At 43.9% G+C, this 12,463-nt stretch carries 13 protein-coding genes and 1 pseudogene; 4 read left to right on the plus strand and 10 right to left on the minus strand.

Annotated elements, in window-relative coordinates; translation table 11 throughout:
• Both SSCH_RS12510 and SSCH_RS12515 read right to left on the minus strand, forming a co-directional pair.
• Positions 1-967 (minus strand): IS1634 family transposase (locus SSCH_RS12510; protein ID WP_044665756.1); only part of this gene is annotated, 967 nt, incomplete at its 3' end.
• A 452-nt stretch (positions 968-1,419) separates the two neighbouring features.
• Entirely contained in the window at positions 1,420-1,770 is a 351-nt protein-coding gene (locus tag SSCH_RS12515) for a hypothetical protein (RefSeq protein WP_044665757.1), read from the minus strand.
• 83 nt (positions 1,771-1,853) lie between these two features.
• Between SSCH_RS12515 and SSCH_RS22525 the strand changes: the two genes are divergently transcribed.
• Genes SSCH_RS22525 through SSCH_RS22535 form a run of 3 tightly spaced genes read left to right on the plus strand, consistent with a single transcriptional unit; the run spans position 1,854 to position 4,072 of the window.
• Positions 1,854-3,023, plus strand: coding sequence for a DNA topoisomerase (locus tag SSCH_RS22525; protein WP_269746203.1), 1,170 nt, complete (start codon positions 1,854-1,856; stop codon positions 3,021-3,023).
• Positions 3,016-3,702 carry a DNA topoisomerase gene (locus SSCH_RS22530; RefSeq protein WP_269746204.1) on the plus strand — a complete coding sequence of 229 codons (687 nt, stop codon included), beginning with the start codon at positions 3,016-3,018 and terminating at the stop codon, positions 3,700-3,702. Before SSCH_RS22525 ends, SSCH_RS22530 begins: the two co-directional genes overlap by 8 nt.
• A gap of 40 nt (positions 3,703-3,742) precedes the next feature.
• Positions 3,743-4,072 carry a hypothetical protein gene (locus SSCH_RS22535; RefSeq protein ID WP_269746205.1) on the plus strand — a complete coding sequence of 110 codons (330 nt, stop codon included), beginning with the start codon at positions 3,743-3,745 and terminating at the stop codon, positions 4,070-4,072.
• Between the two features lie 72 nt (positions 4,073-4,144).
• Here the strand turns inward: SSCH_RS22535 and SSCH_RS12525 are convergent, their stop codons facing one another.
• The 4 genes from SSCH_RS12525 to SSCH_RS12540 all read right to left on the minus strand — a co-directional run bounded on the left by SSCH_RS12525 (position 4,145) and on the right by SSCH_RS12540 (position 6,630).
• On the minus strand, positions 4,145-4,885 hold the full coding sequence (locus SSCH_RS12525; RefSeq protein WP_044665758.1) for a DUF364 domain-containing protein: 741 nt from the start codon (positions 4,883-4,885) through the stop codon (positions 4,145-4,147).
• A 151-nt stretch (positions 4,886-5,036) separates the two neighbouring features.
• Positions 5,037-5,639 (minus strand): GGDEF domain-containing protein, encoded by a 603-nt coding sequence (locus tag SSCH_RS12530; RefSeq protein ID WP_044665759.1) that lies wholly within the window; start codon positions 5,637-5,639, stop codon positions 5,037-5,039.
• Positions 5,590-6,225 carry a hypothetical protein gene (locus tag SSCH_RS12535; RefSeq protein ID WP_044665760.1) on the minus strand — a complete coding sequence of 212 codons (636 nt, stop codon included), beginning with the start codon at positions 6,223-6,225 and terminating at the stop codon, positions 5,590-5,592. Before SSCH_RS12535 ends, SSCH_RS12530 begins: the two co-directional genes overlap by 50 nt.
• Before the next feature lie 216 nt (positions 6,226-6,441).
• Complete coding sequence (locus SSCH_RS12540; RefSeq protein ID WP_044665761.1) at positions 6,442-6,630, minus strand: hypothetical protein; 189 nt, start codon at positions 6,628-6,630, stop codon at positions 6,442-6,444.
• A gap of 473 nt (positions 6,631-7,103) precedes the next feature.
• On the opposite strand from SSCH_RS12540, the gene SSCH_RS12545 reads away from it, so the two are divergent.
• Entirely contained in the window at positions 7,104-7,790 is a 687-nt protein-coding gene (locus tag SSCH_RS12545; protein ID WP_044665762.1) for a phosphoribosylaminoimidazolesuccinocarboxamide synthase, read from the plus strand.
• 222 nt (positions 7,791-8,012) lie between these two features.
• On the opposite strand, the gene SSCH_RS12550 is transcribed toward SSCH_RS12545, so the two are convergent.
• From SSCH_RS12550 to glmM, 4 genes and pseudogenes are all read right to left on the minus strand, one after another.
• Positions 8,013-8,300: a type II toxin-antitoxin system MqsA family antitoxin gene (locus SSCH_RS12550; RefSeq protein ID WP_084711162.1), complete on the minus strand. Its 288-nt coding sequence runs from the start codon at positions 8,298-8,300 to the stop codon at positions 8,013-8,015.
• On the minus strand, positions 8,264-8,578 hold the full coding sequence (locus tag SSCH_RS12555) for a DUF4258 domain-containing protein (RefSeq protein WP_044665763.1): 315 nt from the start codon (positions 8,576-8,578) through the stop codon (positions 8,264-8,266). Before SSCH_RS12555 ends, SSCH_RS12550 begins: the two co-directional genes overlap by 37 nt.
• A 112-nt stretch (positions 8,579-8,690) precedes the next feature.
• Positions 8,691-10,494: pseudogene (gene glmS / locus SSCH_RS12560) on the minus strand (glutamine--fructose-6-phosphate transaminase (isomerizing)).
• A gap of 279 nt (positions 10,495-10,773) precedes the next feature.
• On the minus strand, positions 10,774-12,135 hold the full coding sequence (glmM, locus tag SSCH_RS12565) for a phosphoglucosamine mutase (RefSeq protein WP_044665764.1): 1,362 nt from the start codon (positions 12,133-12,135) through the stop codon (positions 10,774-10,776).
• Positions 12,136-12,463: the final 328 nt, after the last annotated feature.

Below are 12,463 nucleotides of genomic sequence, written 5' to 3' on the forward strand. Positions count from 1 at the left end.
GATAGCCTTTATCAGAGAGGACATACTCCTTAAAAGCCTTGGTACCACCCCTGACCGAAAAACTGAAGACATAACCGTTAAAATTTCTCCCCTTCTCCTTGCCTTGAAGATAAAAAATATTATCACCCGTAATAATCCCCATGTCAGCGACAACAATAATCCTGCCGGTATCATAGTTTCTTCTGACCTCGCCGATGACCGGCCGGAAGGTCTCCTTATCCGTCGTATTGCCCGGAAACAGATCATAATGCAGCGGGATCCCGTCCGCATCCATCGCCAGACCCATCTGCACAATGGGGTCGCGGCGTTTCTCTTTGCTCAGTCCCAACCTGCGTAACTCATCCTCTTCATCGATCTCAAAATAAAAATTTGTTACATCGTAATAGATCGTTTTCGTATTGCGTCCATATTTCTCAGTGATCTGAGCGTTCAGATACCTTTGGAACTCCTTCGAAATCTCAGAAAAGTGTGAAAGAGAACGATAGACATCTACTAAGGAGAAATTGAAGCGTTCGAAATAGCGACCCTTTTCCTCGAAAGCCTTCTTCTTAGAGCCAGGCGAGAGCAATCTAGAGACGACAAGCATAATCATTATGGAATTCGTATTGTACTTAAACTTCTTATGCCTGGACTTGTTCTTAAAAAAAACATCCAAGCGGAGTTCGTGGTAAATCTTCAAGATGGCGGCATACCCGAAGTTTTTTCTGTTGTCCGTATCGGGAGCGAGCTTCTCATCCATATCGACCGACAAAGATAACTTCTTCTCCGCTTTTTCCTCTTCCGTCATCCGGCGAGCAACTTTTTTGAAATGGGCAATAGGGTCATCATATTCCTTCTCCAGAACATCTAAATAACCGAGAGATTTAATCGTTTTAGCTCTGGGTTTGCCAGTTGCCTTGTCACGATAGGCTTTTTCAATAGAAAGATAGACTCTGCCGTCTTTTCTGCGGGACTGTTTAAGATTCAAAAGAGCACCTCCCCAAACAAAGGATGTATAGTTTTATTATACCACAATATACTATACGATCCTATACCTAAAAAAGAAATAAAAACAGAAAAAAAAATGCCCTTGAAGCGTTTTGCCGCAAGGGTTTCAGGATTTTCGTTTTTAGTTAAGGTGTAAAACTAACGTGCGGTGTGATTTTTAGGTATCTCTACGTTCCCGCAGTTCTTACAGGAATGTATACACAATGTTATTATTTATCATCGTGTACGGTTTTTGATTAATTAAAATATTGTGGAATGGAATGCCTAATTTAATGAAAAGTCCAGTAACGCCTCAAACTATGGCAAATTGTTTGAAATAAGCGAAAACTTCCTGGAGATGATTTTAATGAATAGCTTCGGCAGTGCGCTTTTTCTTGTTTTAATCATTAGTAGTGTCATATTGCTCATGATATCTTATGTTTATCCAAAACGTTATTTTGGGGAACTGACCATTGTATTAATTGCATTCACACTGTTGTTATTTACGATAAAAGACTTTGCCGGTTCGGCGGCCAATTTCTTTTCCGCCCCTACTTTTTCTGTTGATTTGCTTTCTGTCATAGTCTTAGGGTTAATTGGTTTAGCTTTTGTTATATCGCTGATTCGTTTATTTAAGAAAATCATGAAAAAGAAAGAGTAATGGGCTTCATCCTCTTTTTTGGCCTTAACATACAGTTCCTTAAATTCATCAGAGGCATTGGATTCTACTGAGGCAGCGAAACGGATTTTTGTATACCGCCAGGTACGGGTTCTCACATGCATTGAGGATAATTTCTGTTTCACAAAAGTAAATTACTCAAGCCTGACCCCCTATTCTATGTTAGAATTTATACATACTAAGGGAAAATACATATCCAACCTGTCAGGTGGATTTTTTAGAAGGGATTGTCAACATGAGCAAAACATTAGTATTAGCTGAAAAGCCCTCTGTAGGAAGGGATATAGCCAGGGTTCTGAACTGCAGGCAAAAGGAGAACGGCTATTTTGAAGGCAGTAAATACATCGTTACCTGGGCTCTGGGACACCTGGTCACATTAGCTGATCCCGATGTCTACAATAAAAAATATGCAACATGGAGAATTGAGGACCTGCCTATGCTGCCCTCGCAGTTGAAGCTTGTTGTGATCAAGCAGAGCGGCAGGCAGTTTAATGTCGTTAAACAGCAAATGCATAAAAAAGAAGTCGATAAGATTGTTATTGCCACTGATGCCGGGCGTGAAGGCGAATTGGTTGCCAGATGGATCATCGAAAAGGCCGGTGTCAAAAAACCGATTAAAAGGCTGTGGATCTCTTCTGTCACAGATAAAGCTATTAAGGAAGGTTTCAACAGGTTAAGGGATGGGAAGGGATATGAAAAACTTTATGCCTCTGCTGCTGCCCGGGCTGAGGCTGACTGGTATGTGGGCATCAATGCCACACGTGCCCTCACTTGCAAATTTAATGCCCAGCTTTCCTGTGGAAGGGTTCAAACCCCCACACTGGCCATCATCGCTCAAAGGGAAGAGAAAATCCAAAGCTTCAAACCGATAACTTATTATGGCATCACTGCCTCAGCAAACGGCTTAAAGCTGATCTGGCAAGACCGACGGAATCAAAACACCAGAAGCTTTGACAAGGACAAATGTGATCAGATACTTAGGTCAATCCAGAATAAGAATGCTGGAATAATAGAAGTAAATAAGGCCTATAAGAAAAACTACCCTCCCAGATTATATGATCTTACTGAACTGCAGAGAGATGCCCATAAGCTTTTCGGCTATTCAGCAAAGGAAACCCTCTCCATCATGCAAACCCTGTATGAAAGACATAAGTTGTTAACCTATCCCCGGACCGATTCCAGATACATTTCTACAGATATAGTGGATACCTTGAAGGATCGAATTAAGGCCTGCGGAATTGGACAATATTCGAAGCTGGCTTATCAGGTTTTGAAAAAGCCGATCAAAGCAAACAAATCCTTCGTTGATAACAGTAAGGTTTCTGACCATCATGCCATTATACCCACAGAACAGATATTTTTTCGGCTCATTGACTGAAAAGGAGCGGAAAATATATGATCTGGTTGTTAAGCGATTTTTTGCTGTCTTCTATCCGCCCTTCGAATACGAACAAACAACAATAAAAGCTAAGATAGGAAATGAGCTGTTTACCGCTAGGGGTAAAATTGTGCTCAACCAGGGTTGGAAAGAAGTCTATGACAATCAATTCGATGATCAAGAGGAAGAGGACGATGATATCGGTGAGCAAAAACTACCCTCGCTGAACAAAGGTGATATTTTGAAGGTCACCTCTGTTTCCCAAACCACTGGAGAAACCAAACCGCCGAGACCGTTTAATGAAGGAACCCTGCTGTCAGCAATGGAAAACCCCGCAAAGTATATGGCCGGTGAAAGCAAAAACCTGATTAAAACAATCGGTGAAGCCGGGGGACTGGGAACAGTAGCCACCAGGGCCGATATCATCGACAAGCTGTTCAACACCTTCCTCATTGAAAAGAAAGGGCAGGATATTTTCCTAACAGCCAAGGGCAGGCAACTCCTTGATCTAGTGCCTGAGGATCTTAAATCTCCGGCACTCACTGCAGAATGGGAACAGAAGCTGAGTTCCATTGCTAAGGGCTCCCTGAAAAAAAATGCCTTCATTCATGAAATGAAGCTGTACGCCAAAGCAGTTGTCAATGAAATCAAGAACAGCGAAAAAACTTTCAAAACATGATAACCTGACCGGAAACAGATGCCCTGAGTGTGGAAAATATATGCTTGAGGTCAACGGTAAGAGGGGCAGAATGCTCATCTGCCAGGATAGAGAGTGCCGGCACAGAATAAGCATATCCAAAAGGACCAATGCCAGATGCCCTGAATGCCATAAAAGGATGGAGCTGTACGGTGAGGGAGAGGGGCAGATCTTTTCATGCAAATGCGGCTACCGAGAGAAGCTCTCTGCTTTTAATAAGAGAATGCAAGATAGAAAAAGCAGTGTTTCCAAGCGGGAGGTAGCAAACTATATGAAGAAACAGAAAAAGGAAGAAGATAAGCTGATCAACACTGCTCTGGCAGATGCCCTCGCTAAACTGAAGCAGAAATAACCACCGACCAGCCGCGGGGACGGTCACTTTGGCAGGCGAACGACCAGCCACATGCACCGTCCCCTTGGCAGGTCAAACCCTTACCGCTAACTTCTCTCCATATTGGATGATCTGGCGCAGGCATCCTCCCTGGCTGATCCTGTTGAAGATCTCATCCTTATACTGGGGAAACCAACGACTGCCCGCCAGAACAGTAACACCTGTACCCTTAAAGGCTTCAGGGTACAGGGGGGTAGTTGCCCCGGTGAGAACAATTTCCCTTGCCCGATGACAATAGGAGATGACACTGGAAAACGTATCATTGAGAAGAGATGAACTGGTGATTATGACCAGGTCACACTGGGACAAAAGCTCCTCCTGTTGTTCTTCTGGATAAACACCTTGAGAAGCTGCCCTGTCGAAAATAATCAACCTGCTTACCTTCTGTTCCAGTTGCTTAGCGACAGGTTTGATATTGCCTACCATTCCCACAACATCATCCGGTCGCGCATCAATTCCATCAGCAGCATCCGCTACTTTTGAGGGAAGAGCATCATAATCAGCAACAGCATTACAGATGGCGATGCCTAAAGCCGCACTGAGGGGATCCTTTCCCTTAAGCATCATGGATGCCGCCTCCTGTGCATCCATGCCTTCAAATCCACCATCCGGCAGTAATGCACACCCACAGGTTATCTCATTTTTCAGAACATAAGCAACTCCGACTTCCCCATCGTCAAGCTGGACTGCCAACAGTTCGATTCCAATACACACATCCCTGACCTTTTTCCCTTTCAGACGTGGCAGGGCACTTTCATAAATTTTTTGCAGCATCAGCTACACCCCTCTTTTTTTGACAATATATTTAAACCAATGCCCTAGCAGGAAACACAAATGTCATCCTGTCCATGATACCACACCCCGGTCATATACTTCTCTGCGGCAAATTCGTATTTGATTTTTTTATCTACGCTGCCCAAATAACTTAAATACCCACAACTTCATTATGTTCTTTTTTGGCTTCATAAAGGGCTTGATCAGCAGTTCTTATCAATTTTTCAATTGATAATTCATCAGATGGGATTAATGTTTGAACCCCTGCACTGATGGTCAAATACGGGGAAACAGGAGAGAATGGATGGGGGATAGCCAACTCTAACACCTTTTTTCTTATTTGATCAGCAAATTGTACCGCAGTATCTCTGTTCACATGTGGAAGTATGACAGCGAATTCATCCCCTCCATACCTTGCCACGATATCTGAGGAACGTTTTACACAGGCTCTCAATGATTGTGCAACCCACCTTATACAATCATCCCCAGCCTGGTGTCCATAATTATCATTATAAGCCTTGAAAATATCAATATCTACCATGATTAGGGACAAAGGTGAATGATGCCGCTTGCACCTGTCCCATTCTGCTCTTATCGTTCTATCAAAAACAGAACGATTAAAAATGCCTGTTAGACTGTCAGTTTGAGAGAGCTTCTCTAACTTTTGGTTTGCCTCCTCTAATTCCTTGTTTACCCTTTCTAGTTCATCGCTCTTTTCCTGTATTATTTTTTTTATGTTCGAAATCCTCAACATAACTAATATACCTTATGCATGATATAACCCACGCTATTATTAAAAATGCAGTGCTGTTAATATAATTGCCGTACAGTATTTCAGTTGATTGCTGAAAATAAGGCATGAAAGCAATAAACAAGACCTGAGCAGAAAAAAATATGAGCAGTACAGTGAGGGGTGAAAAAAATGGAACCGCGGCAATTGATATCAGTGCCACAATATAGACTATAATCTGACCGTAAGACAATTGATCTAACAAAGCTATACCTACACACCAATACAATAACAGACATGTAAAAGAGATCCCAATAACCTGAATAAGGGTACCACTGGCGGGAATGTTTTTCCCTAGCTTAATAAATACCAATAGATAAAGGATCGAGGCAATAAATAATAAAACATACATTCCACTATAGTAAACATCTGGCTGTTTGAAGAAATCGCTCTTATTTTTAACCAAAGAAATAATAATTAATATACCTTCCAAAATGATGAAGGTTATTGCCGTAACCTTTACTCTTCTGACATTAATCTCATTAACAGTTAAAACAAATTCCCTTTTATACTGCTCCGCAACTGATACGACAAATAAACTTTTTATCAATTGGAATATCTTCAAGAACAAAATTCTACATCTCGCTGCTAATTCCAGTTTCCTTCACCTCATCTTATTTAAATCTTCTGATGCATATGTTATTTGAGGCCTTAGGTGAACTTTTCATTTCCGGGGTATGTAATGGAACTTCCCATTACCATTGACAGAGGAATCAATACTCGATAATCGGAACCGATAATTTGATTCTGACTGGCATATAAACCTTTAAACATCGTATTCTATCGATTTTTCAATATTCTTGATAATCCTTGCAAAATCGATGCAGAATTGCATATCCTTTGTGCCAAGTTTTGTTTTGTAGTAATGCTTGATGTCATTGACATTAGAAACCCTTTCCAGCATCTCTTCAGCTGTTGTATTTGCCACATCATAAACTGATTTATATGCTTTCAATTCACCTCAATCTCTAATGTTACAGCTATGTATGGCATCAAAACTGGAATCTATGTCCTGATGCAATATTTTTCTACTGGGAAGCACATACTGGGTTTTTAGGATTTCCATATATGCTTCTATTGAAATCTTACTCAAATCTATAGAGTATCCCATTTTATCAACTCCTGATATTCTGTATGTTTCCTGAAACTCATCATTAAATAATGAAGGTTGGATCATTTGGTAGGCTTTTTATATTCCTTATTTATTATATCATTCATATTGTAAAGAATCCCATCTTCATTGCCATTGTAAAACCTGCCGCATCAGAAGCGCTAACTTGCAGCAGTAGACGGAACGCAAGAATACGTCATGGACGAATTCCTGATTTTTATTCGTCAGCACTGGGACAACAACACTCCTCATGCATCAAATGTGGTAAAATAGCATTTGAGTAAATTTATTAAATCTTCCTTGAAGGGGTAGTACTGATGGAATGTGTCTACACAGGTAAAACAAAAGATGTATATTCTCTTGAGAACGGAAATTATCTGCTTAAATTTAAGGATGATGTTACAGGAGAAAATGGCGTATTCGATCCTGGTGCAAATACGGTCGGTTTGACCATCGAGGGCGCAGGTAAAGCAGGGCTCAGATTATCAAAATTCTTATTCGAAATATTAAGAGATAAAGGGGTGCCTACCCACTATATCGATGCCAATATAGAAGAAGCCACAATGACCGTAAAGCCAGCAAAGGTATTCGGCAATGGCCTGGAAGTTATCTGCCGCTATCGAGCTGTTGGGAGTTTTTTGCGCCGTTATGGAATGTATGCCAAGGAAGAGCAGCCATTAGACGCTCTTGTTGAATTTACACTAAAAGACGACTCACGCCAGGACCCACCCATTACTGAGGACGCCCTTGTAATGCTGGGAATCCTTTCTTCTGAAGAATACAAAGCAATTAAAGACCTGACAAAGAAAATAGCCGGTATAGTAAAAGATGAACTGGCAAAAAAGGGTATAGAGCTCTATGATATCAAGTTCGAATTCGGCAGAGTAGGCAAAGACAAACAGATCGCCTTGATCGATGAAATCTCAGGCGGAAACATGAGGGCTTATAAGGATGGTAAAAGCATTGAACCACTGCTCTTGGAAAAACTGATGCTGGAAGATTGATCAGCTTTGTTTCTTATCTAACCCAGCACCGTATGCCAATCCAAATGCAGTCCCCAAACCAGCAAAAGCAATAAATACTGGATTACCGGTGATAGCAAACAAAGGTACGGTGATTCATCCACCGATGGTATTCATGGTAGGTGTAGCCTGTTAAATGAAAATGGATCAGGAGAAAAACCGGACCCCTGATCCACGAGAACCGCCCACATGATCCCACGTTATTCAATATTCCGAAAACCTACGGATTGGAACAGATACAACCCTTGTCGGTGTTTTACTGATATATGCCAGCTTTTCCATGATCTTGGCCGCTTCTGCTGTAAAGTATCGTTCATTACACTGGCAGCATACTCCGGCGGGTACGTTTTCAATGATCACCAGGCCATTTTTTGTCCGGTAATCTACATTAACCAGGCGTTCTTTGACAATGCCACCACAAAATGAGCAGTTTGCATACTCATGTTTCATTAAACTCACCTCTTTATCCGGGTTTTCCAGTCTGGCTCCCATTTGTTAGGATCAGGAACATATACGGTAATAAACCGTATCCATCCTTTCGGCAGAAATCCTATTACAATATGAACCGGAGATCTGTCAGTTGTTTTTCCAGAGATTAAACAGCTTGCGCCACGCGGATCATCGGGATACATTTCTATAATCTCTCCTGTCAAAACAGCGTTTTCGAGATCCGCCAACATTAAATAATCATTGTGCCATTCTCTTTCTGCATGTTGGGATATTTCATAACAATTTAAAATTATGGCTTTGCGAATTGCTTCAATGTCCACAAAAAGCCACCCTTTTCTTTTCCAAAATTATACCACACATAGGGATCAGTCTGTTAAATAAAAAGGATCAGGGGAGTATCCCCTGATCTACTGATCCATTATGATCCGCATTTTATTCCACAGTCACACTCTTCGTCAGATTCCTGGGTCTATCGACATCGCAGCCCCGGGCACAGGATGTGTAGTAGGCAAAGAGCTGCAGAGCAACCGCTGACAGCAGCGGGCTCACAAACGGAGGGGGCTTTGGGGAGCTGGAAGACATAATCACATGTTTCATCAACCAGGTCGCTCTGGCCAACGGTGATTCCGATGGCTGAACCGCCCCGTGCTTTGACAACCCTTATATTGCTGACCGTCTTCTCCATGAGGTCCTCCTGGGTGGCCAGGGCAACAACCGGCACCCCTTCTGTGATTAAGGCAAGGGGGCCATGTTTTAATTCCCCTGCTGCAAAAGCCTCGGCATGTACATAAGAAGTCTCTTTCAGCTTAAGTGCACCCTCCAGTGCAACCGCCCAATCAAGTCCGCGCCCCAGGTAGAAAAAGTCATCACAGGTGTGATAATGGCCGGCAATTTCCTGAATGTTATTCTCTTGCTCCAGTATTTCTTCAATCCAGTCAGGAACCTGATACAGCACTGCTTCCAGGACGGCAAGCTTGTCGGTGCTGCACCATCCCCGCTCCCGGGCAAAGAGCATACCCAGCAGGTACATCACCATCACCTGAGTAGTGTAGGCTTTGGTAGCAGCTATGGAAATCTCTGTGCCTGCTCTGGTATAAATCACATCATCGGTCTCTCTGGTAATGGTGCTGTCTACCACATTGGTTATTGACAGAGTGCGGCAGCCTTTCTTGCGGGCCTCTTTGATGGCTGCAAGGGTATCAGCTGTCTCCCCTGATTGGCTCATGGCAATGACAAGGCTGTTTTCGTCTATCAGTGGATCACTGTAGCGAAATTCTGATGCCACATCCACATCAACGGGTACTCGTGCTAATCTTTCCAGTACATATTTCCCTATCAGCCCGGCGTGGTATGATGTGCCGCAAGCAGTGATCACAACTTTGGAAAAGCCGCGGATCTGAGCAGGTGTCAACTGCAGATCACTTATACTGCTCCCCATGGTTTCCTGCAGTGCTCTCGGCTGTTCGTGAATCTCCTTCAGCATAAAGTGGGGATAACCCTCACGTTCTGCTGCGGCCGCATCCCAGTTAATATGCATAATTTCTTTGCTCACCGGGTTGCCTTTACAGTCCATAACACGAACGCTGTCCGGGGTGAGTTCCACAAATTCATCATCATCAATAAAATAAGCATCCCTGGTAAAGGGGAGTAATGCCGGGATGTCAGATGCCAGGAACTGCTCTCCCTGGCCGAGCCCTATCACCAGTGAGTTGTTTTTGCGTGCAGCGATCAGCCGGTCAGGTTGGTGCTCACTTAAAAGGACTACCGCAAAAGATCCACGCACCTGCTGTAAGGCTGAGCGCAGGGCGAAACAAAGGTCACCATTGTATGCATCCTCTACCAGGTGAGCAATCACCTCTGTATCTGTATCAGAAGCAAAGCGGTGTCCCTTCTTTTCCAGCCGGCTTCGTAGTTCATGAAAATTCTCAATAATCCCGTTATGCACCACAGCAAACTTCCCGGTGCAGTCACAGTGTGGATGGGCATTGATATCAACCGGGGACCCATGGGTCGCCCAGCGTGTATGCCCTATCCCAATCCTGGAATGGAAACTTTTAGAGTTTAGGTCCCTCTCCAGGGCATCTATTTTTTCCGCTTTCTTGTGTATTTGCAGTGACCCATCATTTAAAAAGGCCACTCCCACGGAATCATAACCGTGGTACTCCAGTGTTCTTAACCCTTGTAACAGTACTGAAACCGCGTCTTTTTTACCAAGGTATCCAACTATACCACTCACTCTTAGTTCTCCTCCTTATGCCTCCCACGCGGTTTCCCCACTGGATATCCCTTTGTCCCAGAGATTGCTCTCTGTTTTTGGAGAGATCCTCACGGTGGTGGTTCACCGAGGGGCATCCGCCGAAATTCTCGATTAACCCCTTCCTCGTCAACCAACTGTTACCCGACAGCTGGTTCAGGCGCTTATATTTTCTTGTTTTTTGCGCAGGAAGCTTTAAATGTTTTCATCTTAATATACATAACATTGCCATTAATCGGATACGTTACCACTGCCGCACACTCAGCTCTTCACCAGCCCACAACCGAGCTTTTCTGCAACCACTTCAGCTAATTTCTTGACCACCTCCTTGAGCTTCTGTTCATCCAGCGCCTCCCCCATCACCCTCACCAGAGGCTCGGTTCCTCGAGGGGCCACGCCACCCAAAATCCTCCCCTGTCCCTGCAGCTGTTCCTCTGCAAAGCGGATAGCTTTTGCCACATCCCGGTTTGTGTTCAATTCCTCTTTATTTTCCACCCTTACATTGACCATTGTCTGGGGAAAACTCCTCATCTGCGCACTTAAACGGGAGAGCGGCTGCCCTGTTTCCTGAACCACCCGCAGTAGTTCCAGTGCTGTAACCAGTCCATCACCTGTTGTTGCTCGATCCAGGAAGATGATATGGCCGGACTGTTCTCCACCGAGTACACCACCGTTTCTGCGCATTTCCTCCATGATGTATCTGTCCCCTACTTTGGTTTCCTGCACTATAATGCCGGCTTTATCGAAAGCCTCTTTGAGCCCCATATTGCTCATCACTGTAACGGTAACCTTGTTCCCATCCAGCATACCCTTTTCTTTGCGGTATAGACCGCAGATCACCATGATCCGGTCGCCATCCACAAGATTGCCCTGTTCATCAACAGCAATGAGGCGATCAGCATCACCATCAAAGGCAAGCCCCAGATCTGCTCTCCGGGACTTAACATCCTGCTGCAGTTCACCTGTGTGGGTGGAACCGCAATTTTCGTTGATATTAATTCCATTGGGTTCACCATGCAGAACTGTTATTGCTGCTCCCAGATCAGCAAACAGGCGCGGCGCTATCTTTGAGGCTGCACCGTTGGCACAGTCCAGCACAATATTCAGCCCGCTCAGGTCAACATTCAGCTCCTCTTTGAGAAAGGTAAGGTACTTTTCAGGAGTGGCTGTCTCATCAAAAACACGCCCGATATCCCCACCTATGGGCTGGGGGAAAGCAAAGTCAGTTAGAACAAGGTTTTCAATCTCTTCCTCCACAGAATCAGGCAGTTTATAGCCGTCAGCGGCGAAAAACTTAATACCGTTATCTGCTACCGGGTTATGAGATGCTGAAATGACAATCCCGGCACAGCAGCCATAAGACCGCGTCAGGTAGGCCAGGCCAGGTGTTGGGATAACACCCACCCTCAGGCAGTCACCGCCGACAGATAAGATGCCTGCGGCCAAGGCCGCTTCCAGCATGTCTCCTGAAATCCTTGTATCTTTTCCGATGGCAATCAAGGGACGCCTGCCTTCCCTTCCCAGAACATAGGCCCCGGCCATCCCCAATTTATATGCCAGTTTTGCTGTTAATTTCTTGTTGGCAACACCTCTGACCCCGTCTGTACCAAAAAGCACACCCATCAACTACCCCTCCCACAAATAACAAACATATTATATCATTATTCTACTCGCCTGGTAATTGCTCTTCCTCAACAGCAGAACCCGCGCTCCCATTATTTAACATGTCTACATTTTAACTGTTCCGGAATTTCCATTTATAGTACTTGGAGAAAGCGTAAAAAACTTATATCTCCTGAAATCTTTGTCTTCAGGAAACGATTTTTTGATTATTTATTTTCCATGGGGCACTCTATATCATCGAATAGTCGCCTTCATACTAGCATGTGATCAAAAGATACGTGCTAGCTCCTGTCCTGATATACTCCAAGCTATTACGCCATCTTCTCCG

It is taken from the genome of Syntrophaceticus schinkii, assembly GCF_000946815.1.
In the GTDB taxonomy this organism is placed as follows: Bacteria; Bacillota; DSM-12270; order Thermacetogeniales; family Thermacetogeniaceae; genus Syntrophaceticus; species Syntrophaceticus schinkii.

Coding starts and splice junctions, on each gene's coding strand:
- SSCH_RS22535 (WP_269746205.1), top strand. CDS start 3,743: ATGCTTGAGGTCAACGGTAAGAGGGGCAGAATGCTCATCTGCCAGGAT.
- SSCH_RS12525 (WP_044665758.1), bottom strand. CDS start 4,885: ATGCTGCAAAAAATTTATGAAAGTGCCCTGCCACGTCTGAAAGGGAAA.
- SSCH_RS12530 (WP_044665759.1), bottom strand. CDS start 5,639: ATGTTGAGGATTTCGAACATAAAAAAAATAATACAGGAAAAGAGCGAT.
- SSCH_RS12545 (WP_044665762.1), top strand. CDS start 7,104: ATGGAATGTGTCTACACAGGTAAAACAAAAGATGTATATTCTCTTGAG.
- SSCH_RS12550 (WP_084711162.1), bottom strand. CDS start 8,300: ATGGGAGCCAGACTGGAAAACCCGGATAAAGAGGTGAGTTTAATGAAA.
- glmM (WP_044665764.1), bottom strand. CDS start 12,135: ATGGGTGTGCTTTTTGGTACAGACGGGGTCAGAGGTGTTGCCAACAAG.